Source organism: Mesorhizobium sp. B2-9-1 (assembly GCF_006439455.1).
Lineage (GTDB): Bacteria > Pseudomonadota > Alphaproteobacteria > Rhizobiales > Rhizobiaceae > Mesorhizobium.
On record NZ_VFTP01000002.1, the window covers coordinates 113,595 to 136,336 of the forward strand.

The 22,742-nt window shown below is 62.3% G+C and carries 22 protein-coding genes and 1 pseudogene; 11 read left to right on the forward strand and 12 right to left on the reverse strand.

The annotated features are described in order from the left end of the window. Window positions 1-13 precede the first annotated feature (13 nt). The 4 genes from FJW05_RS04760 (at window position 14) to FJW05_RS04775 (ending at window position 3,990) form a co-directional block, all read left to right on the forward strand. Window positions 14-760 carry an MBL fold metallo-hydrolase gene (locus FJW05_RS04760; protein ID WP_140628573.1) on the forward strand — a complete coding sequence of 249 codons (747 nt, stop codon included), beginning with the start codon at window positions 14-16 and terminating at the stop codon, window positions 758-760. A 189-nt stretch (window positions 761-949) separates the two neighbouring features. After that, window positions 950-2,488: a DegQ family serine endoprotease gene (locus FJW05_RS04765; protein ID WP_140628576.1), complete on the forward strand. Its 1,539-nt coding sequence runs from the start codon at window positions 950-952 to the stop codon at window positions 2,486-2,488. A gap of 125 nt (window positions 2,489-2,613) precedes the next feature. Further along, window positions 2,614-3,225: a sulfite oxidase-like oxidoreductase gene (locus FJW05_RS04770; protein WP_140628579.1), complete on the forward strand. Its 612-nt coding sequence runs from the start codon at window positions 2,614-2,616 to the stop codon at window positions 3,223-3,225. Between the two features lie 24 nt (window positions 3,226-3,249). Next, window positions 3,250-3,990 carry a ferredoxin reductase gene (locus tag FJW05_RS04775; RefSeq protein WP_140628584.1) on the forward strand — a complete coding sequence of 247 codons (741 nt, stop codon included), beginning with the start codon at window positions 3,250-3,252 and terminating at the stop codon, window positions 3,988-3,990. 12 nt (window positions 3,991-4,002) lie between these two features. Here the strand turns inward: FJW05_RS04775 and FJW05_RS04780 are convergent, their stop codons facing one another. The 5 genes from FJW05_RS04780 to FJW05_RS04800 are packed head-to-tail and all read right to left on the reverse strand — an operon-like array spanning window position 4,003 to window position 8,408. Further along, on the reverse strand, window positions 4,003-5,472 hold the full coding sequence (locus FJW05_RS04780; RefSeq protein ID WP_140628588.1) for a nucleotidyltransferase family protein: 1,470 nt from the start codon (window positions 5,470-5,472) through the stop codon (window positions 4,003-4,005). Further along, complete coding sequence (locus tag FJW05_RS04785; protein WP_140628591.1) at window positions 5,472-6,149, reverse strand: glycosyltransferase family A protein; 678 nt, start codon at window positions 6,147-6,149, stop codon at window positions 5,472-5,474. The genes FJW05_RS04780 and FJW05_RS04785 overlap by 1 nt, the downstream gene beginning before the upstream one ends. After that, a complete protein-coding gene (locus FJW05_RS04790) occupies window positions 6,149-6,901 on the reverse strand; it encodes a glycosyltransferase (RefSeq protein ID WP_140628594.1) in 753 nt (250 codons plus the stop codon). The genes FJW05_RS04785 and FJW05_RS04790 overlap by 1 nt, the downstream gene beginning before the upstream one ends. Next, entirely contained in the window at window positions 6,898-7,947 is a 1,050-nt protein-coding gene (locus FJW05_RS04795; RefSeq protein WP_140628597.1) for a serine kinase, read from the reverse strand. The genes FJW05_RS04790 and FJW05_RS04795 overlap by 4 nt, the downstream gene beginning before the upstream one ends. Window positions 7,948-7,985: 38 nt before the next feature. Continuing rightward, the gene (locus FJW05_RS04800) at window positions 7,986-8,408 is read right to left on the reverse strand and encodes a PqqD family peptide modification chaperone (protein WP_140628600.1); all 423 of its coding nucleotides are present in this window, start codon (window positions 8,406-8,408) and stop codon (window positions 7,986-7,988) included. Between the two features lie 622 nt (window positions 8,409-9,030). Here FJW05_RS04800 and FJW05_RS04805 point away from each other — a divergent pair. Continuing rightward, window positions 9,031-9,237, forward strand: coding sequence for a DUF680 domain-containing protein (locus FJW05_RS04805; protein ID WP_095768185.1), 207 nt, complete (start codon window positions 9,031-9,033; stop codon window positions 9,235-9,237). A gap of 68 nt (window positions 9,238-9,305) precedes the next feature. Continuing rightward, a complete protein-coding gene (locus FJW05_RS04810; RefSeq protein WP_140546639.1) occupies window positions 9,306-9,539 on the forward strand; it encodes a DUF680 domain-containing protein in 234 nt (77 codons plus the stop codon). Window positions 9,540-9,623: 84 nt separating this feature from the next. On the opposite strand, the gene ugpC is transcribed toward FJW05_RS04810, so the two are convergent. The 5 genes from ugpC to FJW05_RS04835 all read right to left on the reverse strand — a co-directional run bounded on the left by ugpC (window position 9,624) and on the right by FJW05_RS04835 (window position 16,130). Beyond that, window positions 9,624-10,736 (reverse strand): sn-glycerol-3-phosphate ABC transporter ATP-binding protein UgpC, encoded by a 1,113-nt coding sequence (ugpC, locus tag FJW05_RS04815; RefSeq protein ID WP_140546640.1) that lies wholly within the window; start codon window positions 10,734-10,736, stop codon window positions 9,624-9,626. Window positions 10,737-10,771: 35 nt separating this feature from the next. Further along, window positions 10,772-12,436, reverse strand: coding sequence for an alpha-glucosidase (locus FJW05_RS04820; protein ID WP_140628603.1), 1,665 nt, complete (start codon window positions 12,434-12,436; stop codon window positions 10,772-10,774). Window positions 12,437-12,440: 4 nt separating this feature from the next. Beyond that, entirely contained in the window at window positions 12,441-13,595 is a 1,155-nt protein-coding gene (locus FJW05_RS04825; protein ID WP_140546642.1) for a carbohydrate ABC transporter permease, read from the reverse strand. 1 nt (window position 13,596) lies between these two features. Beyond that, entirely contained in the window at window positions 13,597-14,610 is a 1,014-nt protein-coding gene (locus tag FJW05_RS04830) for a sugar ABC transporter permease (protein ID WP_140628606.1), read from the reverse strand. Window positions 14,611-14,774: 164 nt separating this feature from the next. Further along, a complete protein-coding gene (locus FJW05_RS04835) occupies window positions 14,775-16,130 on the reverse strand; it encodes an ABC transporter substrate-binding protein (protein ID WP_140628609.1) in 1,356 nt (451 codons plus the stop codon). A gap of 358 nt (window positions 16,131-16,488) precedes the next feature. Here FJW05_RS04835 and FJW05_RS04840 point away from each other — a divergent pair, with 358 nt between their 5' ends. Both FJW05_RS04840 and FJW05_RS04845 read left to right on the forward strand, forming a co-directional pair. Next, a complete protein-coding gene (locus FJW05_RS04840; RefSeq protein WP_140628612.1) occupies window positions 16,489-17,511 on the forward strand; it encodes a substrate-binding domain-containing protein in 1,023 nt (340 codons plus the stop codon). 88 nt (window positions 17,512-17,599) lie between these two features. Next, window positions 17,600-17,959 carry a VOC family protein gene (locus tag FJW05_RS04845; RefSeq protein WP_140628614.1) on the forward strand — a complete coding sequence of 120 codons (360 nt, stop codon included), beginning with the start codon at window positions 17,600-17,602 and terminating at the stop codon, window positions 17,957-17,959. Window positions 17,960-18,039: 80 nt separating this feature from the next. On the opposite strand, the pseudogene FJW05_RS04850 reads toward FJW05_RS04845, so the two are convergent. After that, window positions 18,040-18,258, reverse strand: a pseudogene (locus tag FJW05_RS04850) (S8 family serine peptidase); the annotation flags it as partial. 239 nt (window positions 18,259-18,497) lie between these two features. Here FJW05_RS04850 and FJW05_RS04855 point away from each other — a divergent pair. Next, window positions 18,498-19,844, forward strand: a complete 1,347-nt coding sequence (locus FJW05_RS04855) for an FAD-binding oxidoreductase (protein WP_140628617.1) — start codon at window positions 18,498-18,500, stop codon at window positions 19,842-19,844. Window positions 19,845-20,379: 535 nt separating this feature from the next. On the opposite strand, the gene FJW05_RS04860 is transcribed toward FJW05_RS04855, so the two are convergent. Further along, window positions 20,380-20,919, reverse strand: coding sequence for a GNAT family protein (locus FJW05_RS04860; RefSeq protein ID WP_140628620.1), 540 nt, complete (start codon window positions 20,917-20,919; stop codon window positions 20,380-20,382). Window positions 20,920-21,465: 546 nt separating this feature from the next. On the opposite strand from FJW05_RS04860, the gene FJW05_RS04865 reads away from it, so the two are divergent. Together FJW05_RS04865 and FJW05_RS04870 are read left to right on the forward strand one after the other, a co-directional pair. Then, a complete protein-coding gene (locus tag FJW05_RS04865) occupies window positions 21,466-22,344 on the forward strand; it encodes a hypothetical protein (protein ID WP_140628623.1) in 879 nt (292 codons plus the stop codon). A 14-nt stretch (window positions 22,345-22,358) separates the two neighbouring features. Next, window positions 22,359-22,712 carry a hypothetical protein gene (locus tag FJW05_RS04870; RefSeq protein WP_140628626.1) on the forward strand — a complete coding sequence of 118 codons (354 nt, stop codon included), beginning with the start codon at window positions 22,359-22,361 and terminating at the stop codon, window positions 22,710-22,712. Window positions 22,713-22,742: the final 30 nt, after the last annotated feature.

Below are 22,742 nucleotides of genomic sequence, written 5' to 3' on the forward strand. Positions count from 1 at the left end.
GGGCGGCGGCTCGATGCCCGAGCTTGCGGTCGGCGACTGGTTCGGCAAGGCGAAAATCGATGCCGGCATGACGATGCTGACCGAACCCTTCGTGCATGATTTCGTGCGCGCCAACATGTGGCATTTGAAGGGCCGCGACGCGGATCTGCTGGTCGATACCGGCATGGGCATCCGTCCGCTGGCGCCTGAGATCGACACGCCGCCCGGCAAGCCGCTCATCGTCGTCGCCACGCATATCCATCTCGACCATGTCGGCTCGCTGCATGAATTCCCGCTGCGCCTGGGGCCGAAGATGAGCGCGGCGCGGTTCGACGTCATGGATGATGCCGTCACCTACGCTTACATGTTCCACAATCTCGACGGCGCCGTCTCGAAGCTGCCGGCGCCGGGCTGGAAGGCGGCTGATTACCGGATTCCCTCGGCACCGCTGACGCGTGCGCTCGACGAAGGCGACATCGTCGATCTCGGCGACCGCAAATTCCGGGTGCTGCATCTGCCTGGACACTCGCCGGATTCGATCGCGCTTTTCGACGAGGCCGATGGCCTCTTCCTCGCCGGCGATGCCATCTATGACGGCATGCTGATCGACGATCTGCCGGATTCGGACCGCACGGCCTATTGCCGCACCATGCGGCGGCTGCTCGACCTGCCGATCCGCATCGGCCATGGCGGCCATGGCCCGAGTTTTACCGGCCAGCGAATGCGTGAGACCGCCTCCGCTTATCTGCGCCGGAGAGAGCGATTCGTAAGCGCTCCCTGAATTAAATCTTCGTAAGGTCATCCAAAGGCCCTGATTCAGGCCATTCAGCACCCTAAATCTTGATTGTCGATCCGGCCGGCTGCCATGCAAGGCGAGGCAGGCAATCCCGGTCGCCGACACGCCAACGGATGCGTGCTTCGAGAGCCATCCGGGGCGCCGGATCAACCTCTCGCCCGGACAGAAACGACCATGTCACCCATGAACATTCTTCGCAGACATCGCGTCGCGGCCCTGTTGGGCGCTGCGCTGATCATTTCTCCCGTCGTCGTCTCCTTCGCCCAGAACAATGCCGGCCTGAGCACCGTGGCCGCGACGACGCAGACGCCGGTACCCGGCATCACCGTTCCGAATGGCTCCTTCGCGCCTGTCATCGCCGTCACCAAGCCGGCCGTCGTCACCATCACCTCGGTCACCAAGGCGCAGGCCCAGGACGAGGGTTCGCCGCTTGGCGGCAACGTGCCCTTCGACCAGTTCTTCCAGCAGTTCTTCGGCGATCAGGGCATGCCGATGCCGAAAGCGCCACCGCAGCAGCAGTCGCAGCGGCAGGAGGCCCTCGGTTCCGGCTTCATCGTCGGCGCCGACGGCACGATCGTCACCAACAACCATGTCGTCGACGGTGCAAGCTCGATCAAGGTGACGCTCGACGACGGCACCGAGCTTCCCGCAAAGCTCGTCGGACACGACGCCAAGAACGATCTCGCGGTGCTCAAGATCAAGGCCGACAAGCCGCTGCCGACCGTCAAATGGGGCGATTCCAGCAAGCTGATGACCGGTGACCAGGTGCTGGCGATCGGCAATCCGTTCGGCATCGGCACCACGGTCACCGCCGGCATCGTCTCGGCGCGCGGCCGCGACCTGCATAGCGGGCCGTTCGACGACTTCATCCAAATCGACGCGCCGATCAACCACGGCAATTCCGGCGGCCCGCTGGTCGACGTCAACGGCAATGTCATCGGCATCAACACCGCCATCTACTCGCCCAATGGCGGCAGCGTCGGCGTCGGCTTCGCCATCCCGTCGGACCAGGCTGAGAAGGTCGTCGCCAAGCTGATGAAGGGCGGCGACATCGAGTACGGCTATCTCGGTGTGCAGATCCAGCCGGTCACCCCGGATGTTGCCAGCGCCATCGGCATCGATCATCCGGGCGGCGCGCTGGTCTCCCAGGTCACCGACGGGTCGCCGGCGGCCAAGGCCGGCATTGAAACCGGCGACGTCATCACCGGCTTCGGCGGCCAGGAGATCAAGGATCCGAAGGATCTGTCGCGCGCCGTAGCCGACGTGTCGCCGGGCGCCAGGGAAACCGTCAATATCTGGCGCAAGGGCAAGGCGATGCAGATCTCCGCCGATGTCGGCCGCAACGCCGAAGATCAGAAGACGGCCTCGAACGGCAACCAAAGCCGCAGCCCGTCGGCCGAACAGGGCCTGCGCGTTCCCTCGCTCGGCCTCGGCCTGACCGACCTCACGCCCGATATCCGCGACCAGCTCAATCTTGCCGGCAACCAGCGCGGCGCGGTGGTCGAGCGGGTCAATCCGGACAAGGCGGCATCGGCCGCCGGCATCCAGCCCGGCGACGTCATCGTCGGCGTCGACCAGACGCCGGTGAAGACGGCAAGGCAGGCCAACCAGGCGATCGCCGGGGCGGGCAAGTCCGGCAAGAAGTCGGTGCTTTTGCTGATCGATCGCGGCGACGCGCAGATATTCGTCGCCGTGCCCTTCGCCGCCGGCTGACAAGGGCCTCGACAGAGCCTGCCGGCGTCTCCGGCAGGCTCTGTCTGCAAGATTTCTGTTGCTCCCCAGAGCGTCTTCGAGAACACTCCCCGCGATCGACCAAATCCGGCGCAAGGGATGTCTCGATGGTGACCCGTGGCTTCTTTTCCGGACGGCGTCCTCCTTCCGACACCGACACGCGCATCCCGCCGGGCCAGTATCTGGAGCAGGGTTTCCCGGTTCTGTCGGCGGGGCCGACGCCGCGGGTGCGCGCCGAGGATTGGTCCTTCACCCTCAAGCAGGGGCCCCGACCGCTCAAGACATGGAACTGGGCCGAATTCAACGCGCTGCCGCAAAGCAAGATGACGCGCGACATCCATTGCGTCACGGCCTGGACCAAGTTCAACACGCCCTGGCAAGGCGTGATGATCGACGACATCCTCGCCGATGCCGGCATCGAGCCGCCGACGCCTTACACGCTGGCGCTGTCCTTTGACGGCTATTCCACCAATGTGCCGACCAAGGACCTCGTCACCGGCAAGGCGATGGTGGCGCTGCTCTACGAAGGCAAGCCGATCACGGCCGATCATGGAGGGCCGGCCCGGCTTCTGGTGCCGCATCTCTATTTCTGGAAATCGGCCAAATGGGTGAACGGGCTGCAGTTCACCGAGCGCGACGAGCCGGGCTTCTGGGAGCTGCGCGGCTATCATATGTATGGCGACCCCTGGCGCGAGCAGCGCTATTCCAGTGACCCGTGAAGGGCGATTTGTGAGCAGCAATCGATGAGTGCCGAGCCGTCGCCGCAATCGCCCTGGCAGGCAGCCACGATCACCCGCATCCAAAAGCGCACGCCGCGCGTCACCAGCTTCTGGTTCCAGCCGACGCGACCCCTCACCCATCTGGCCGGGCAGCATGTCGACATCAGGCTGACGGCGCAGGACGGCTATCAGGCGCGCCGCTCCTATTCCATCGCCTCGGCGCCGGGTGGCGGCATCGAGCTGGCGATCGAGCGGCTCGACGACGGTGAGGTCTCGCCCTTCTTCCACGACGTGGCTGCCGTCGGCGACGAGATCGAGTTGCGCGGGCCGCTGGGCGGCCATTTCATCTGGGAGGAGAGCGACGGCGGACCGATCCTTCTGGTCGGCGGCGGCTCGGGCGTCGTGCCGCTGATGGCGATGCTGCGCCATCGCACGCTGCGCAACACGGCGGTGCCCGTCGCGCTGGTATTCTCGGCGCGGGTCTGGGACGAGGTGATTTTTCGCGACGAACTGATCGGCCTCGACGATCGTCGCGACGGGTTCGATCTGGTGCTGACGCTGACCCGCGAGCCGGCCAGGCGCCCCTCCGACTATTCCCGGCGCGTCGACGCCCGCATGATGGCGCAGGCCGTCGAGCGCCTGCCGAAGGCGCCGAGGCTGGCCTATGTCTGCGGCTCGAATACATTCGTGTCGGCCGCGGCCGATGCGCTGATCGGTGCCGGAGTTCCGGCAGGGTTGATCCGCACCGAGCACTATGGGGTTTGATAGAGGCCGCTATCAGCCGGTCGGAGAGAATTTCGCCGAAACGAGCTGGAAAGGCAGCGCGCCATAGGTGGCGACGGCCTGCTCGTTGTCCCAGACGCGAAACTGGCGTGACGGCCGAGCCTCCAGCACCAGGGCCCGTCCTGTCCGCTCAAGCTTCACCTTGCCGCGAAAGCTCAGCATCCGCTCCCCGCCGGAACGGCGTATCGCCATCGAGCGCAGCCGGGCTACGTGCCGGTCGCCCGCATTGATCTCCATCTCGATGCGTCGCCTGACCGGCGGGACGACGATGCGCACGATGAGATCGAGCATCATCTCGCTGGCTTCGCCCTGCGGCTCATCCAGGATTTGCGAGAGCACAAATGCGGCAGGCCCGCCTGTGGCCTTCGTCACGGACTTGCCGCGCCACACGATGTCCGGCTCGGTCTGTTTCAGCCGGCCTTTCTTGCGCTGCAGGCGCAGCTGCTTTGCAAATCCCCGCGACAGCCAGGTCAGTGCGCCGAAATCGGTGCGCGGCTTGGCCTGCAGAACCGACGACAGCCGCGCCGCGCCGGGCCGGTCGGCCATGTCCACCACCTTGGCCAGGACGACCTCCGGCACCGCGATGCCGATCTCCAGCGCAAGATAGGAAAGCGCCACCGCCGCGGCGACGGCGAGACTGCGCCTGGCGATGACATCGAGGAATATGGTCCAGTCGACAGTGCCGCCCTCGATGGCCACGGTGCAATCGACCAGCCAGTCGCTATGCGTATGCGCGTCGAGGCCGCCATGCGCGATGGCGAGCGCGATGCGGTCGGCGGGCGAGGGCACGACCACGCTGACATCGCTGAATTGGGCGGCGACCGCGCGGCGCCAGATGGCGAGGTCGTCCTCGGTGTTCTGCTGCGACCCGTCATAGGCAAGCTGATGCAGGTCTATGTCGCCGTAATTGCCCTTGAAGAAATTCATCGAGCGCAGCGATCCCAGCCGTGCGCGCAGATATTGCGGGGAAACGCCGCTGGCAATCTGCCAGCCACGGTCGCGCAACACATCGAAGGCCGGCTGCATATCGCCCGGCCGCACCAGCATATCGATGTCATGCGCCACGCGCCCGCGCTGCGCGGCGGCATCGAGCGCGATGCGGCTGGCGCCTTTGATCAACATCACCGTGCAGCCGGCATCGACCATCGCCTTCAGTGCGGGCTCGGCCTCGCGCATGGCCATGCGCGACTTGGTCCATAGCATCTTCTGCAGGCCGACCAGCCGCGGATAGGCGGCGTTACCGGCAAGCTTGCGGCCGAACCTGTCGGAAATCGCGGCAAGCAACCGGTGTTCCCGGAAGGAGACGTGGTCGATGTCGTTCTCGTTCAGCCAGCCGGCGGCGCAAAGGCGCGCCGCCCCTTCGTCGGGCAGAAGTGCTGCCTTGAGCAACTGGTCGAGCGAGCCGGTCGGCCAGGACCAGCCATAGTCTGGAAAACGCCTGCCGATGCGACGGATCTTCGCCATCAGCTGGAGCTGGCTTTGCTTTGCGCCCGTCGCAGCATGGCCAGGCGTGCCACTTCCAGGTAACCGCGGTCGCGTGCCGCGTCGCGCCCATAGGACAGGCTCCCCGGCCTGATGCGCCGCAGCGCCAGGACATCAGGCATCATGTCGAGGACAAAACCGCTTTCCCGCGCGCGGGCGATCCAGTCGATCATCTCGCCGCGGCCGCCCGGCGGATCGACCATCGGGCCGACGCTCTCCGCGGTCTCCCGGCGCATCAGCATCGTCGAGCGCGACCAACCGGGGGTTGCGGTCGGAGCCATCGCGTCGGGCTCTCCGTCGCGGAAGGCGCGCATATGGGTGAAGACGCCGGATATGCCGGGAAGCCGTTCGAGATGGGCAAGCTGCGCCGCGATCTTTTCAGGCAGCCAAAGGTCGTCGGCATCGAGCGTGGCGACGAAGGGCGTCGACAGCGCGGCGATGCCGCGGGTGGTCGCGCTGCCGGGTCCGGCATTGTCCTGGCGCAAAAGCCTGAGCGGCAGGTCGATGCCGCCGATCGCGGCGGCGAGATCGTCGGTCGAGCCGTCGTCGACCACCACGACCAGTTCGGGCCGCAAAGTCTGCGCCGCTACCGATCGCAGCGTCTCTGCGATCGTGGCGCTGGCGTTGTAGGCCGGAATGACGACGCCATATGCGCTCATCACATGAACTGCCAGTCCGCGAGTTTCTTCAGTTCGAAGATGCCTTCGATCGGCTTGAGCGAAGGGTTGGCCCTGCGCCGCTTCATCGACTTGTAGATCGCGCGCATGAACTCGCGCGACTGGACATCTTGCTGTCTTGTCATGTTGCCGGCGTGCCGCCGGTAATAAAGCGCCAGTGTGTCCGGAAGCACGCATCGCGGGCCGACCTCGAAGCTGCGCAGCAGGAAGTCCGTATCCTCGGCCTGAACGAAGTCCTCGTCGAAAGCGCCGATCCGGTCGACCAGACGGCGCGAGAAGATCGCCGCCGAGAGATGGATGCCGCGAACCGTGATGCTGTTGCTGTCGCGGGTCGGCTCCAGCGTCTCGTCGTCGATCCTGTCGACCAGCATCATCCTGGAATAGGTGAGCTCGAGAGACGGATCGCGCCTGAAAAGGTCCAGATCCGCCGCGAAGCGCCCGGCCGGCGAGATGTCGTCCGAATCGAGAAAGGACACCAGTTCCGTCTCCGGCTTGAGCCGGCTGAGCCCGCTGTTGCGCGCCCGGGTCACGCCCATGTTGTCCTGCCGAAACAGCCGGATGCAAGATGCTTCGTCCATCATCGCGCGCACCGCTTCGGCCGAACCGTCGGAGGAGCCGTCATCGATGACGATGATGTCGAGATCGGCGGCGTCGCGCTGCCTGATGAGCGAACGCAATGCCGCAACGACATAGCGCTCGCGGTTGTAGACAGGCATGATCACGCTCAACTTCACCGGGCGCTCCGGACAAGGAAATCCGCAATCGTACCGGCGATTTCTTCTGGGCGTGACCCAAGCGAAATCCGGTAGCATGGCAGTAGCCGGGTCAGATCGCTGAAGAATCGAAAACCGCTTTCGCGTTCGCCAGGCATCTGGGCGATGCCGGACGGCGCCAGCGCGATGATGGCATCCTTGCGCGAAATCGGTGCGATCGAACTTGTCTTTCCGCCGCTGACATGTGGCACCAGCAACGCGCAAATGTCCAGACTCTCACGTACTGGCCGGGGCGCGATCTCGTGAATGTGGAAGGCATGCTTGCCTTGCCAGTTGAGCGGGCGGTCGGTTCCCAGCCGCCTTTCCAGCCCGAGCCGGGCGAAACCCGGCGGATCCTGCTTCAGGATCGAAAACAGCGGTTGCGCGGTCACGCCGCCGGAAAGGTCGATCAGCACGTAGTCGTCGCCGACGCTGTCCAGCCCGTTGAGCAGTCCTGCAACGACAGTTCCGGATTTTCCCGCACCCCCGGCGCCTGCCAGCAGCACGCCCCTGCCGTCGAGGCCTAGCGTGCCGGCATGGGCAAGGCGCATGCCGCGCGCGGCGTATTCCCAGTGCAGGAAGGCGCGCAGCGGCGCCCCCTGCTCCCAAGGCGGAAACGCAGCGGGAGACCGCATCAACTGGACGCCGATCCGCCGGTCGGGATCGTAGACCTGCCAGAAATCCAGATCGTGGTAATGATGGCCGCGCAGCCCCGCCTCGGCGAGTTTCCGGGCGAAGCCGTGTTCGGTGAAATGCGCGTCGCCCCAGCTTGCCGGTTCCGGCATGTCGCCGATGCCTGGATGGCCGATGAAGACACGGCATTGGCGGGAGTCCCGCGGATCGCCTTCGGCTTCGATGAAGGCTTGGCCAAGGGCATCCGCGAGCGCGCCGGGATCGAGATGCGCGATCAATTCCAGCCCCGGCAGGTGGACAGCACGTCGGACCGGAAACTGCCCGGCCGCGCCTTCGGCGGCGGCGATGAGAAAGCGGGCATAGTCCGGCAGGGTCTCGAGCGTCACGCGTGGCATGGTCTGTTCCGGCCTGGCCTGACTCCTTCGCCTGTCGCTCAGGAAACCTGCTTGACGGCCGGCCAGCCGAGCGGCTCCTCGACTTCGTGGATCGGGTCGACGAGGATCAAGTCGGCAAGGTCGTCATGGACGCTGACGTTGAGCGGTTCGCTCGCCGCAGCCAGCGCCGCTGGCAAATCGTCGGATGACGGCAGCGGCGTTGCGCTGGAAGGCGCCAGCAGCCCGAACTCGACCAGCTGGGTAATGAATGCCTCGATCGCGGCGGCATCGATCCTGGCAGCGGCCGATCGGATCAGCTCTTCGGTGCCGACACCCGAGGACAGCGCCTGCCACACTTTGCTGCCGGAATCGGAGAAGCCGAAATATTTGCCGTTGGAGAGGTCGAGCACGACAGCTTCGCCGTCGAAGGATTCGAAAACGATGTCCCGGCCCGCAACTGCGTAGACGTCGGAAAGAGGCATGTCCTTGACCCCCGCTCTGCAATTCCGGCCGGCGGCTGCGCCGGTCGTAATCGTTGCCCTGACCCCTGGACAACGCCTGTAAACACTCGATCCTTGCTTGGCAAGGCAAGCCATAACGGCGCCATCTTGACCATTTTGGCGTTCAATTCGCGGTTCGAGCCCCGATTTCGGGCACCGACAAGCAGGGCGACCGCGACCCCTCCCGGCGCGAATGCCCGCTGGCCTTCAGTCTGAACACAGTCCTGGAGCGGACCGAATCGGCCCATGGAACCGAGATGTGATGGTTAATAGTATCGAAAAGTGACTATTAGGAGATTCTAAAATCGAACTGAACGGTTCGTTTCTGTTGACGGTGCGTGCAGGACGGTGTGAACGTTGGCCCTCCGACACATTTGGTGAGCCAACTGTAAAATTCGCATAAGTTATTGATTAAGCGTGATAAAAATAGAGTCGTAGGCATGCTTATCAAAACTTCAAGATGCGCAATCATGGTCCAGACGGAAAAACTTCGTGATTGGAATCCGGCCGTCGGCTCACCCAAATCAGCGCTGTCCGAACGACGCGATTTCACTCCCAAGACACGCCGCTAGACGGACTGAATAAAGATACTGGAGTAGCAAAAATGAAAAAGATTGTTCTCACTGCCGCAGCCCTTCTGGCAATTTCTGGCAGCGCCTTTGCTGGTAGCGACCATTACAACCCGAATGAAGCCAATCAGGCGGCGGCCAAGGTCGACTCGTCCTACACGGCTGCGGTCCGCCAGTCTGCGCCGGCCACTCAGCAGCCTGCCACGACGGGCGCCGACCACAACCTTTTCGGCAACAACTAACGGCCGACTTGAACCGGCGGCGGGCTCGCCCGCCGCATCGGTCGGACCACAAGATTCAGGAGCCTGAAATGAAGAAGATCGTTCTTGCCACGGCCGCCCTGTTGGCCGTTTCCGGCGCTGCTTTTGCGGGCAGCGACAATTACAACCACAGTGGCGTCAACCAGCCGGCCCCGGCGGTCGATACCACCCCTACGTCGTCGATCGGCACCGACTCGCCTGTCTACAAGCTGCTGAACTCGTCGCGCGACGTACAGAAGTCGGCGCCTCAGGGTGCCGACCGCGACCACTTCGGCAACCGTTGACAGCCGACTGTGACTTGAAAGAGAGAGCGGCGGGCCAGGCCCGCCGCTCTCTTTTTTGCCGGGAACGCCGGCCTGCCGGTAGCGTCAGGCAGCCTTTGCTTCCTCGCGATGCAGCGTGAACGAATGGCCGTCGGCGTCGAAGATGTGCAGATCGCCGCCGCCGGCATTGAGCCGCAGCGTCTCGCCGCGCTTGACCTCGACATTGCCCGGCAGCTTGGCAACCAGCGGCAGGTCGGCGCGGCCGATATCGATGTAGACGAGCTGAACCTCGCCGAGCTGCTCGATATAGTCGACCTTGCCTTCGAACAGATAGTCCGCGCCTGTGGCGATCGCCAGATCCTCCGGCCGCACGCCGAAGCTGACCGCCGCGCCATTGGCCGAGGCCGGCGTCGCGATCGGCACCGTCGCCTTGCGGCCGCCGACATGGCTGACCACCGTCGGATTGCCCGCTTTCTCGATCTTTGCCGGCAATATGTTCATGGCCGGCGAGCCGATGAACTGGGCGACGAACAGGTTGCCGGGCCGCTTGTAGAGTTCCATTGGCGTGCCGACCTGCTCGATAACGCCTTCCTTCAAGACCACGATGCGGTCCGCCAGCGTCATCGCCTCGACCTGGTCGTGCGTGACGTAGATCATGGTGGTGTTCGGCATCGATTCCTTGAGCTTGGCGATCTCGATGCGGGTGGCGACGCGCAGTGCTGCGTCGAGATTCGACAACGGCTCGTCGAACAGGAACACCTTCGGGTTGCGCACGATGGCGCGGCCGATAGCGACGCGCTGGCGCTGGCCGCCCGACATCGCCTTGGGCAGGCGGTCGAGATATTTGGTCAGTTGCAGGATCTCCGCCGCCTGGCGCACGCGCTTGTCGATCTCGGCCTTGCTTTCCTTGCCGATCTTCATCGAGAAGGCCATGTTGTCGTAAACCGTCATATGCGGATAGAGCGCATAGGACTGGAACACCATGGCGATGCCCCGCTTCGACGGCGGCACGTCGTTCACCACTTCGCCGTCGATCTTCAGCTCGCCCGATGTGATCTCCTCGAGGCCGGCGATCGATCTCAGCAAGGTCGACTTGCCGCAACCCGACGGCCCGACGAAGACGATGAACTCGCCTGATTTGATATCGAGGTCGATGCCGTGGAGAATGTTGAGGTTGCCGTATGATTTCTTCACCTGGTTGAGCGTGACATCGGCCATGTTTTTCTTCTCCCGTTGATTCCTGTTTTAGAAGTTCAGTCGATGCGTCCGAACCAGGCGCCGTAGCCGCCGAGGCGGACCGGCCCGGTGCCAGTCTGTCCCGAAAAGCTATGCCCGGGCAAGGGTTGCAGCGCACCTTTGCCGAGATCGACCTCGGCGGGCTTGCCGCCGAGGTTGAAGGCGCAGACGATCCGCTCATTGCCCTCGCGGCGTGTGAAAGCGACGGTGTCGCCATCGCTTTCGATAAAGTCGATGTCGCCCTTGGCCAGCGCCGGATGCTGGCGCCGGAAGGCGAGGAAGCGGCGGTAATGTTCGAGCAGCGAGCTTGCGTCGCCCTGCTGCACGTTGACCGCCTGCGACAGGTGCTTGCCCGGCACCGGCAGCCACGGCTTGGCGGTCGAGAAACCGCCATTCTTGGCGGCCGCGTCCCAAACCATCGGCGTGCGGCAGCCGTCGCGACCCTTGAACTCCGGCCAGAACCGGATGCCGTAGGGATCCTGCAGGTCCTCGAACTTCAGCTCCGCCTCGCCAAGGCCGAGCTCTTCGCCTTGATAGATGCAGACCGAGCCGCGCAGCGACATCAAAAGCGCCGAGATCACCTTCAGATAGGCGGTCGGATCCGCCTCGTTGGTGGCCCAGCGCGAGGCGACCCGCATCACGTCATGGTTGGAGAAGGCCCAGCACGACCAGCCGTCGCTGGCGACCGTGCCGAAGGCCTCCAGCACCGCGCGCGCTTTCGCCGCGCTGATCTTCTCCGGCGCCAGGAAGTCGAAGGAATAGCACATATGCACGCGCTTGCCGTCGGCGGTGTAGGCGGCGACCACCTCCAGGCCGCGCTGGGAATCGCCCACCTCGCCGACGGCCGCCTGCGCCGGATATTCGTCGAGAAGCGCGCGGAAGCGCTCCAGAAAGCCGAGGTTCTCCGGCCGGCTCTTATCGTAGATATGGTCCTGATAATTGTAGGGATTGACCGCGGGCGCCGTCTGGTCGTTGCGCTGTTCCGGCGGCAGCGGCGGATTGTCCTCCAGCCCTTGGCTGTGGAAGTAGAAATTGATCGTGTCGAGGCGGAAGCCGTCAACGCCGCGCTCCAGCCAGAAGCGGGTGATGTCGAGCAGCGCGTCCTGAACTTCTGCGTTGTGGAAGTTGAGGTCGGGCTGCTCGGCCAGGAAATTGTGCATGTAATATTGCTGGCGGCTGGTGTCCCACTGCCAGGCCGAGCCGCCGAAGATCGACAGCCAGTTGTTGGGCGGCGTGCCGTCGGGTTTTGCGTCCGCCCACACATACCAGTCGGCTTTCGGATTGTTGCGGCTGGAACGGCTTTCCTTGAACCAGGGGTGGATGTCGGCGGTGTGCGACAGCACCTCGTCGATCATCACCTTGAGCCCCAGCCGATGGGCTTCCGCCACCAGCGCGTCGAAATCGGCGAGCGTTCCGAACATCGGGTCGACGTCGCAATAATCCGACACGTCGTAGCCGAAATCCTTCATTGGCGATTTGAAGAAGGGCGAGATCCAGATGGCATCGACGCCGAGCGAAGCAATATAGGGCAGGCGCTGAACAATGCCCTTCAGGTCGCCGATGCCGTCGCCATTGGAGTCTTGATAGGAGCGCGGGTAAATCTGGTAGATCACCGCGCCCCGCCACCAGTCGCGGTCGACGGCGGCGTCTGGTTGCGACGTCGCCTTCAAAGCCGATTGCATGTCTTCAACCTCCTTTCACCGAGCCGGCAAGCAGCCCGCGGACGAAATAGCGCTGCAGCGAGAAGAACACGAACAGCGGCACGATGATGGTGATGAACGCCGATGTGGTCAGGATCTCCCACTTGCCGCCGCGCGAGCCGAGCAGCGCGTTGAGCTTGGCTGTCAGCACGATCTGATCGGGCGCCGTGCCAAGGAAAACCATCGCCACCAGCAGATCGTTCCATACCCACAGGAACTGGAAGATGGCGAAGGAGGCAAGCACCGGGAACGACAGCGGCAACACGATCTTGACGAAGATCTCGAAGTCGCTGGCGCCGTCGATGCGTGCCGATTCCATGATCTCGCGCGGCAGGCCGGCGATATAGCTCCTCAGCAGGTAGATGGCGAAAGGCAGGCCGAAGCCGGTATGTGCCAGCCATATGCCGAGATAGGTCTTGGACGGCACGCCGAAGAAGGCGCCGACCCCGTTATAGAGCCTGAGCAGCGGGATCAGCGACATCTGCAGCGGAACCACCAGAAGGCCGATGATCACCGCGATCAGCAGCGGCCGGCCGGGAAAGCGCATCCAGGCCAGCGCGTAGGCTGCGAAGGCTGCGATCAGGATGGGGATGATCGTCGCCGGGATCGTAACCGTCAGCGAGTTCATGAACGAGCGGCCGATGCCTTCTGAAAACAGCACCGCATCGTAATTGTCCGTGGTGAATTTCGGCGGCGCCGAGGAAGCGAAATAGACGCGCTGGCCGCGGTCGCCTTCGAAGGCCTTCGGTGACGACAGCACGAAGCCGCCGTCGGCATTCATCTGCAGCGTGACGCCGTCATTGAGGTCGGCAACCGATCCCGCCTTGTACTGCGTCGGCGCGGAGGACTTCACGCCGAAGGCGCTGATCTCGCGCTTGGGGCCATCGCCGAAGATATTGCCCTCGATGACGTATTTGCCGTCCTTCTGGGTTTGGCCCGACGCGCCCGGCAACCGTCCCGCCTCGCTCTGGCTGGAACTGGCGAAGGAGTTCCACCAGCCGGAGGCGACGATCTGGTCCTTGTCGCGCAGCGACGAGACGAGGATGCCGAGGGTGGGGATGGTCCAGATCGCCACGAAGACGAGCACGGCGATATGAACGCCGAAGCGGCCGACAAAGGACTTTCCGGTCTTGGTCGCCATCTCAGTGCCCTCCCGTCTCTTTGTTGGCCTGGCGGATGTTCCAGACCATGATCGGGATGACCGCGATCATGATGATGATGGCGATGGTCGCGCCGCGGCCGAAATCGCCGCCGCCGCGGAACATCCAGTCGAACATCAGATTGGCCAGCACCTGGCTGTTCCATTGGCCGTTGGTCATGGTCAGCACGATGTCGAACACTTTCAGCACCAGGATGGTGATGGTGGTCCACACCACGGCGATCGTGCCCCAGATTTGCGGCACCATGATCTTCCAGAAGATCTGGAACGGGTTGGCCCCGTCGATCACGGCCGCTTCCAGCGTCTCTTCCGGAATGCCGCGCAGCGCCGACGACAAGATGACCATCGCAAAGCCGGTCTGGATCCAGATCAGGATGATCATCAGGAAGAAATTGTTCCAGAACGGCAGCGATATCCAAACCTGCGGCTGGCCGCCGAAATATTGGATGATGGCGTTGAGCAGGCCGATCTGCACCTGGCCCTCGCCGCGATACTCGTAGATGAATTTCCAGATCACGCTGGCGCCGACGAAGGAGATCGCCAGCGGCAGGAAGATCAGGCTCTTGGCGATGGTGCCCCACCAGATCTTGTCGGTGAGCACGGCGATGATCAGGCCGAGGAAGGTGCAGGCAGCCGGCACCACGGCCAGCCACAGGATGTTGTTGAAGATCGAGTTGCGCAGATCGTGATCGCCGACCGCCCATTCATAATTGGCGAGCCCGACGAAATTGGTGCCGCCGCGATCGTAGAAGGAGAGCCACAGCGTCGCGATCACCGGGTAGATCAGGTAGACCGTCAGGATGATCATCGCCGGGCCGACGAAAAGCCAGGGTCGCACCATTCCCTGCCGGCGCAAATTGTCGACGGCGGCGGTGCCCGAGACGCCGCGTGACGGGAAGACAAGATCGAGCAGTTTGTTGGCGCCCCAGAAATAGGCGACACAGCCGCCGACGCCGATGATGATGACGAATATGGCCGAGAAAATCTGAGCCGCCATGGGTCCCTCTCCCTGCGCATGACCGGCCGGCCGAGGCTGGCGATCGGATGCACCGACTTTCGGTTATTCGGAACAATCGAAACGCGAAGGCTTCCGGCGCGGACCGCCGGTCGGACCCGGGCCGTAGCCCGGGTCCATAGGAGGATTAGGAAGATTTCAGGATGCTATTTGATGCCGTCCCAGCTTTTCTGGATGTCGGCGGCGACGTCCTGCGCGGACTTGCCGCCGACCAGGTCGACCATGCCGGTCCAGAACGAGCCCGCGCCGATCTTGCCCGGCATCAGGTCGGATCCGTCGAACCGAACCGTCGTGGCGCCGACCAGGATCTCGCCCTGCTTCTTCAGCGCATCGCTGCCATAGGCCTCCTTGTTGGCCGCCTTGAAGGGGGTAACGAAGCTCTTCTGCGCCATCCACAATTCATGCGCGAGCGGCATCTCGAGGAACTTGATGAACTCGCGCGAGGCCTTGGAATCCTTGGTGATCATCACCAGCGTGCCGGCCACTTCCAGCGGCGTGCCCAGTTCCGGCTTGGAGGCGTAAGGCGGGTAGGGGAAGAAGTCGGCGTCCTGGCCGAGCTTCACGTTTTCCGGGAAGAAGGAGGGGATGAACGATGCCTGGTGGTGCATGTAGCACTTGGGCGGCACGGTGAAGAGGCCCTTCGGACTGTCGCGGAAGTCGGTCGCCGCGACCGCCTTGGCGCCGCCGTCCACCATCTTGTCGTCGGTGGCGATCTTGCCGAAGATGTCGATGGCGTTGACCACGGCCGGGTCGGTGAACGGAATCTCGTTCTTCACCCACTTGTCGTAGACTTCCGGCGGCTGCGTCCTCAGCATAATGTCCTCGACCCAGTCGGTTGCCGGCCAGCCGGTGGCGCCGCCCGAACCGAGCCCGATGCACCAGGGCTTGCCGCCGTCGGCGACGATCTTCTTCTCCAGATCGGCAAGTTCTTCCTGGGTCTTCGGCACCTTGTAGCCGGCCTCGTCGAAATTGTCGGGCGAGTACCAGACCAGCCCCTTCACGTCGATCTTGTAGGGAAAGGCGTAGAAGCCCGGCTTGCCGTCCTTGCCATTATAGGTGCCGAGCTTGGCCCAGGAATCGCCGGCGGCGTAGTTTTCCTTGATCCAGGTCGCGACGTCGTCGCCCAGCGGGGTCAGCACGCCCTTGGACGCGAGATCCTGGATTAGGCCGGGCTGCGGCAGGACGGCGATGTTGGGCGGGCTGCCGGCCTGGGTGTCGATGACGATCTGCTGCTCATAATTCTCGGACGAGGAATATTTCACCTCCGCGCCGGTCGCTTCCTGGAAATAGTCGAGAACCGAACGCACAAGCGCCTCGTCCTCGCCGCGCCACGGCCCGAAGATGGTCAGCGTCTCGCCCTTGAGGTCGACCTTTTTGAGGTCGTCGTAGTTCGCCCAATGAAATTTCGAATCCTCGCCCGGCTTGAACTTCAATTCGGCTTGCGCCGGCAGGCTGAGGGTGAGTGCCGCGAACGCCGCACCCAAGAGAAGCATTTTCTTCATCGCAAGTCCTCCCAGTGATCACAAAAAGGACGAAACCTCCATCTCGTCCGCCGACGCCGCGGAACTGTGACTCAGCGAAAGGGCAACCGCAACCTTTCGAAGAGACTTCCAAAGCGCTTTGGCTATTTTGATCTCGCCATTGAATCTTCCGGGAGTCAAGAGGGCGACTTGATTAATCGATTTAAATTCGAGGAGACGGGGCGAGAAAAGTGCGGTGCAGCATGCTTTTTTGGCGATGCAGCAGCAATTTTGCTTCAAACGATGCTGTCTGGCCTCTAAGGTCGTCATGCTTGATGATCTCGCCAACAATCGTCAGATCGATTCAAAATTGAAAGCGCTTTGAGGCTGGAGGCCTCCGATGAACCTCAAGCAGCTGTCGCATATGCTGTCGCTCTCGCAGACCACGGTGAGCCGGGCGCTGAACGGCTACCCCGAGGTCAACGAGGAGACCCGGCGCCGGGTTATGGATGCCGCCAAGCGCCATGGCTACCGGCCGAACCCCAGCGCGCGCCGGCTCGCCACCGGCAAGTCGGGAATGATCGGCTATGTGCTGCCGACCGGGGCCGCCGTCGACATCGATCCGCACTTCGTCGAATTCCTCTCCGGCCTCGGCGACTATGCCCGTTCGCACGAGCTCGACCTTGTGCTTTCGCCCGCCGATGCCGACGACGAGGAAACGACCTACCGGCGCATCGTCGCCAACCGCCAGGTCGACGCCGTCTACCTGTCCTCGCCGCGGCCGGCCGACAAGCGGCTGGCGCTGGTCAACACGCTGGGCATCCCTTTCATCGCCCATGGCCGCAGCGAAGGCTTCGATTTCGACTATCCCTATCTCGACATCGACAATGAGGGCGCCTTCCACGAAGCGTCGAGGCTGCTGATCCAGCTCGGCCACAAGCGCCTGGCGCTGATCAACGGCAACGAGCGCGAGACTTTCGCCATCCACCGCGAGCGCGGCATGCGCCGCGCGCTTGCCGCGAACGGGCTGGCGCTCGGCGAACGCCACATCCGCTCGGCGGCGATGACCGAGGAAAACGGCTACCGCGCCGCCCGCCGCCTGCTCGAGGAGGCTGAGCCGCCGACGGCGATCGTGTGCTCCAGCCTGATCATGGCGCTGGGTGTGGTGCGCGCCGTGCGCGATCTCGGCCTCGCCATACCGGGCGACTTGTCGCTGGTCGCCCATGACGACGTCTTCCCCTGGCTGCGGCCGGAGAATTTCCCGGTGCCGCTGTCGACGACACGCTCCTCGATCCGCCTCGCCGGCGCGCGCGTCGCGGAACGGCTCGCGGCGCGGATATCGGGGTTGGAAGAGGGGGCGCGGGGAGAGGTCTGGCCGGTGGATCTGGTGGTGAGGGGATCGGTGGCCGGGGCGCCGGCGTAGAGATTAGACTCAACTACCTTGAGCGGCGGAGTTTCCTAACGGACGCTTTCATTCAAGCAAACGCGATAGAGGTCGCCAGGACAGCTGCATGATTCTTGAATTGCACCACATCCAGTTGGCTATGCCTGAAGGCGAAGAGCAGGCCGCACGGAACTTCTACTGTGGCGTCCTCGGCCTTTGCGAGGTCGACAAACCCGAGGAACTGCGTTCGCGCGGTGGAGCATGGTTCGAGAGCGGGAGCGTCAAAGTTCATTTGGGCGTGGAGAAGCCGTTTGCTCCTGCCAAGAAAGCGCATCCTGCGTTCCGGGTAGAAAAATTAGATCAAACAATCGCCGCACTTCAGTCGAGGAGCATCGGATTCTGGTTTGACGCTGATCTGCCGGGCATCAGGCGCATCTATGTCAGCGACCCATTTGGGAACCGTATCGAGCTTCTTGAGCTCGTATAGCGAAACGTCTCATTCGGCGTCGCCCAATACCCGTCCGGCAGCAGCCAACTACTGAGTTTGGCCCCGAGCGGTGCCCAAACTCACTCCTTCGCCGCCCCAGCCGCCTTGACGTCCAGCAACCCATAGCCGTCATTGTCCCGCCCCTTCGGGCCGAGATCCTTTGCGGTGGTGGCCAGCGCCTTCTCGATGTCATCGGACGAGCGGTCGGGCGCGGCGTGGATCAGATTGGCGATGGCGCCGGACACGATCGCGGCGGCGAAAGAGGTGCCGGTCACCACGTCCGAGCCGGCGCCGCTTGGCCGCGCGCATCTCGGGGCTGGAAGAGGGGCGCGCGGCGAGGTCTGGCCGATCGATCTGGTGGTGAGGGGGTCGGTGGCTGGGGCACCAGCGTAGGTCAGCATTCCGAAGGCTTCGCCGGTCGCCTCCTTCTGGGCTACCTTTGCTGCCGTGGGACAACGGTCAGCCTTCGGCTGCTCCTGATGCTGGACGGTGACAACCGGTAAGCCAGACCGTCAACCAGTCCTTCCAGGTGCGCCATTTGCCGACATTCCCGTTCACCGAAGCGGATCCAGTCCAGTACCCCGGTCCTCCGCCGAAGGCTTCGGAGGTGGTGATCGTCGGTGGCGGCGTCATCGGCGTAACGACGGCCCTCTTTCTTGCTTCCCGAAACATTCCGGTGACGCTGCTGGAAAAAGGCCGCGTTGCGGCCGAGCAGTCCTCCCGCAACTGGGGGTGGATCAGAAAGCAGGGACGAGACGCAGATGAGCTGCCGATCGTCATCGAGGCCTGTCGCCTATGGCGGCAACTGGCCGAGGAATGCGGCGAGGACATCGGGCTGAACCAGACAGGCGTGACCTACCTGGCGAACGCCGACAAGGACATGGCCAAGTTCGAAGAGTTCATGAAGATCGCCGCAATCCATCAGCTCGACACGCGACTTCTGGACGCCGACGAAACCGCTGAACTCATCAGCGGCATGTCGCGCAGGTTCAAAGGCGCGATGACGACGCCTTCCGATATGCGCGCGGAACCTTGGTTGGCGGTGCCTGCGTTAGCCAGGCTTGCCGTGCGAAAGGGCGCCAGGATCGTGGAGAATTGCGCAGCGCGGACCCTCGAAATCGCAGCCGGCAGGATCAAGGGCGTTTGGACCGAGGCGGGATATATCGAGACCTCAACCGTGCTGGTCGCGGGCGGCGCCTGGTCTTCCCTGTTCCTGGCGAGGCATGGCGTATCCATACCCCAGCTCAGCGTCCGGGTAACCACAGCCGCCACGGAACCCATGCCTGAGGTCTATCGAGGCGCGGCCGCCGACGACCACATCGCTTTCCGGCGCAGGCAGGATGGCGGATACACGCTCGCCGCTGGCGGCAGCCACTTGCTCTATCTAGGGCCTGACGCATTCCGGCACTTCACCAAGTATATTCCCGCCCTCAGGGACAATCCGTTCGGCACGCGCTATTTCCCGTTCGCTCCGTCAGGCTACCCGGATGGCTGGTCGACGCCACGCGATTGGGCGCCGGATTCCGCAAGCCCTTTCGAAAGAATGCGCGTGCTCGACCCAGCCCCTGAGCCGGCAAAGCTTCGCTCGGTCGAGCGCAATTTCAAACAGCTTTTCCCCCGGTTCGAGACGGTTCGCCTGAAGGTCGGCTGGGGCGGCATGATCGACGCCATGCCCGATGTCGTCCCCGTCGTGGATCGGGTCCAGGCGATCGGCGGTCTTTTCGTCGCGACGGGCATGAGCGGCCACGGGTTCGGCATCGGGCCTGGCATCGGCCGCGTCGTCTCCGACTTGATCCAGGGAAATGAACCCGGCCACGACCTCAGCCGCTTTCGGCTGTCGCGTTTCTATGATGGAAGCCCGGTACGATTGGGTCCGGCGCTTTAAGTGGCCGAAATCCATTCTTGATCGTCATCCGATGGACAATTGGTCGATCGCGGTCATCGCGATCCGCCGTCAAAGGCGGCTGGATGGCGACGCCGGGATAGATAAACCACAATTCTTCTGAAGCAATTAGTGCCACTGCACATAGTGCCACTGCACTGAGATTTTGACCGGTCGGCTCTGTTTGCGTTGGCAGGTGGCACGCGTTGGAGATTGGCCGAAAACGCCATCGCGATCGTCATTCCAGGGCGGAGCAGGAGCGAAGCTCCGTCGCGAAGACCCTGGAATCCATGCCGTTGCCTTCGCCAAGGCGTGCAAGGGAGCAAAATTCAGCACCGTGGCGGAGCTTCCAAGTCACGGCATTCTATGGTCTGCGCGCGTCGCTTCGCTCCTTGCTCCGCCATAGAATGACGACGTTGGGGCGGCCGCAACCAATCCCCCGGCGTTTGCGCTGATTTCACGGACATGAACGGAAAATCTTGCACCAAGACAAACGGCAACCTTTCAAAATCCCTGTGCCAGGGAACTAGGTTGATCATCAGATCGGACCAAATTCTCTGTCCAGCAGCCCCATAATGATGTCGTCCTGCCAAGCCCCGCTGACCAATGCGGCTTCGCGCTCACGTCCCTCCTCCACAAATCCGCACTTGCGATAGCAAGCGATCGCGCGGGAATTGCACGATAAGACTCTTAGGGAAATGCGGTGCAGGCCAAGACCAAACGCGTAACCGAGGACGAGCCTGATCGCTTCGGTACCATACCCCTTGCCGAGATATGCTTGATCGTCGATGCCGATGGCCAAGGCCGCCCTCTTATCGTGCCAGTCTATGCTGTGAAGGCGCACATGACCGACAAAGCAACCTGCATCGATCACCCATGCATAGTCCTGTTGCTCGATGAAGCGAATGGCTGCTTCGGCATCGGCTCGGGTAAAGATTGTGCTAGGGTCGAATATCCCACCGTAGGCTTCAACGATCTCGCGATGCCGACCGAGCGCTAGCCGCGTTTCCACATCTTGGGGAATTGGTCTGCGAAGGATGAGGCGAGCGCCCCGAAGTTCGGGAAGATCGGCATTCATCGGTAAGAACTAGGATGTTCGCGCCTGTTTGTCGAATGACCGGGCCCCTGTGAGGTCTGGAAGAGGGCGCGCGCGGCAAGGTCTGGCCGGTCGACCTGTTGGGGCGCGGGGACCGGTGGCAGGGGCGCGCCGGTTTAGAGTCAGAAACTCAATCGTCCTGAGCGACGAGTCAGCCGCTCTCCGTCTTCCACAGTAAACGGCAGCCCTGCGCCGCATTGTCGATCATGGAGGAGTCGGCTAGCTGCTTCTAGCGCGAGGCCGCTGTTCGGGCAGTCGTTTTCGGCACCAGCCGTCATTTCATGGCTTCCTGCTTGCAAGACCCTGCCACATGGGACCGTAATTGGAAAACTATAAAGCGAAACATACCCTTAGCAGTAACTTTGGTATAGTACTTGCTAATAGAATGTTTTTCTGCGAAATTAATAAAAAATAACGGATTGGCCTAAATAAAAGGCCGGGGGGAGGGGCACGTTGCGATATCGTCGACGCGTGGCTTTTGTTGTGACTGTAACCTCTGCAGTCTCTGCGTGCGCGGTGAGACCGACCGTGCACGACATGACAAGGTATTACGCACCCGAGATCGTCAGAAAGGTTCGCTGCGAGGCCTTGCAGGGCATAGCGGACGTGTATGCCGGGTGGCTAATCTATAACGACGACGATCCGTATGGGCAGGATGTTGCCAGGAAGGTTAGAGATCGAAAGATAAAGCTCTGGTCGATCGACTGGAAGAAGCTTATACCGGCAGATTACGCGTATGTCGAGTATTTTGACCCTACTGTCATCGCTTACGACTTCAATTTGGATAGTACAGAAACAAATGATGCAAGCTTTGACTTGAATTTCTTGAATGCCATCACCGATGGGACGGTATCAATACCCATTAAGACCGGAATAAATCGATCTAGAAATGGAGTTCAGACTTTTACCCTAACGGATACGTTCCATTTCCTTCTCAACGACCTCGATCACGATTACTGTGATCCGAAATCAGGCGATGTTCGCCCAGGATTCTTTTCGACGCAGCCAAATTTCGTGTACCCGATCGTCGGAAAGATCGGAATCGCTGATATGGTGAGTGACTTTGTTTCGCTAAAACTCTTTGGTCATCTGGGCACAGATGACAAACCGGCGATGGCTTACTCTCAGGAATTTACGACAAAGATATACGGCGACGTGAATCCTAAGATTGAAATCGTCTCATCGGCCTCTTTCAAGGACGGTACGCTCGGACTGACAAATTCAAGAGAAGATAAACACAAGGTCGTAATCGGATTTTCGGTAAAGGTTCCGCCGGAGTTCAGGTCCGAGGAGAAGAAGGTCGGGACATACGTGAGAATCGAAGGAGACGCAACGACAAGAAGGGCACTTGAAGAGGTCGACCGACTGATCCAGCGCACGGAAGGCAATGTGGTGACGCTTAAATAGGAAATATGAAGGCCATGGCGCGCAAATTGAAGAGTCGCAATGAACAAGACCCGAGGATGAAGTTGTTTCCGCCGCACAGAAAGTGGGTGGATATGAATGCTTTTACTTTCGCCAACCTTGTTCTTGAGAGTAAAGATCGAGGGAAGCTTGGAAATCTCATGGAGATTCTGAAGCAAGACCATGTAACGGTCAAAGCCGAGACAGTGAACGAGTCAAAGCGGATCCTCCGCGATGCTGACGCCGACCTGAGCAGTCCGTTCGCCCGCGTATATCTCAGGCTTGATCCAAAGCGCTGTAAGAAACGCCCCTATTCCCCACCGATTGGACGCGACCTCTCAAGTTCAGAAGCTGACGCTTTAGAGGAGTGATCTAGTCTGGTCGTTGGTTAGCGCAACCTT

Coding starts and splice junctions, on each gene's coding strand:
- FJW05_RS04760 (WP_140628573.1), top strand. CDS start 14: ATGCCCGAGCTTGCGGTCGGCGACTGGTTCGGCAAGGCGAAAATCGAT.
- FJW05_RS04765 (WP_140628576.1), top strand. CDS start 950: ATGTCACCCATGAACATTCTTCGCAGACATCGCGTCGCGGCCCTGTTG.
- FJW05_RS04770 (WP_140628579.1), top strand. CDS start 2,614: ATGGTGACCCGTGGCTTCTTTTCCGGACGGCGTCCTCCTTCCGACACC.
- FJW05_RS04775 (WP_140628584.1), top strand. CDS start 3,250: ATGAGTGCCGAGCCGTCGCCGCAATCGCCCTGGCAGGCAGCCACGATC.
- FJW05_RS04780 (WP_140628588.1), bottom strand. CDS start 5,472: ATGGCGAAGATCCGTCGCATCGGCAGGCGTTTTCCAGACTATGGCTGG.
- FJW05_RS04785 (WP_140628591.1), bottom strand. CDS start 6,149: ATGAGCGCATATGGCGTCGTCATTCCGGCCTACAACGCCAGCGCCACG.
- FJW05_RS04795 (WP_140628597.1), bottom strand. CDS start 7,947: ATGCCACGCGTGACGCTCGAGACCCTGCCGGACTATGCCCGCTTTCTC.
- FJW05_RS04800 (WP_140628600.1), bottom strand. CDS start 8,408: ATGCCTCTTTCCGACGTCTACGCAGTTGCGGGCCGGGACATCGTTTTC.
- FJW05_RS04805 (WP_095768185.1), top strand. CDS start 9,031: ATGAAAAAGATTGTTCTCACTGCCGCAGCCCTTCTGGCAATTTCTGGC.
- FJW05_RS04810 (WP_140546639.1), top strand. CDS start 9,306: ATGAAGAAGATCGTTCTTGCCACGGCCGCCCTGTTGGCCGTTTCCGGC.
- ugpC (WP_140546640.1), bottom strand. CDS start 10,736: ATGGCCGATGTCACGCTCAACCAGGTGAAGAAATCATACGGCAACCTC.
- FJW05_RS04820 (WP_140628603.1), bottom strand. CDS start 12,436: ATGCAATCGGCTTTGAAGGCGACGTCGCAACCAGACGCCGCCGTCGAC.
- FJW05_RS04825 (WP_140546642.1), bottom strand. CDS start 13,595: ATGGCGACCAAGACCGGAAAGTCCTTTGTCGGCCGCTTCGGCGTTCAT.
- FJW05_RS04830 (WP_140628606.1), bottom strand. CDS start 14,610: ATGGCGGCTCAGATTTTCTCGGCCATATTCGTCATCATCATCGGCGTC.
- FJW05_RS04835 (WP_140628609.1), bottom strand. CDS start 16,130: ATGAAGAAAATGCTTCTCTTGGGTGCGGCGTTCGCGGCACTCACCCTC.
- FJW05_RS04840 (WP_140628612.1), top strand. CDS start 16,489: ATGAACCTCAAGCAGCTGTCGCATATGCTGTCGCTCTCGCAGACCACG.
- FJW05_RS04845 (WP_140628614.1), top strand. CDS start 17,600: ATGATTCTTGAATTGCACCACATCCAGTTGGCTATGCCTGAAGGCGAA.
- FJW05_RS04860 (WP_140628620.1), bottom strand. CDS start 20,919: ATGAATGCCGATCTTCCCGAACTTCGGGGCGCTCGCCTCATCCTTCGC.
- FJW05_RS04870 (WP_140628626.1), top strand. CDS start 22,359: ATGGCGCGCAAATTGAAGAGTCGCAATGAACAAGACCCGAGGATGAAG.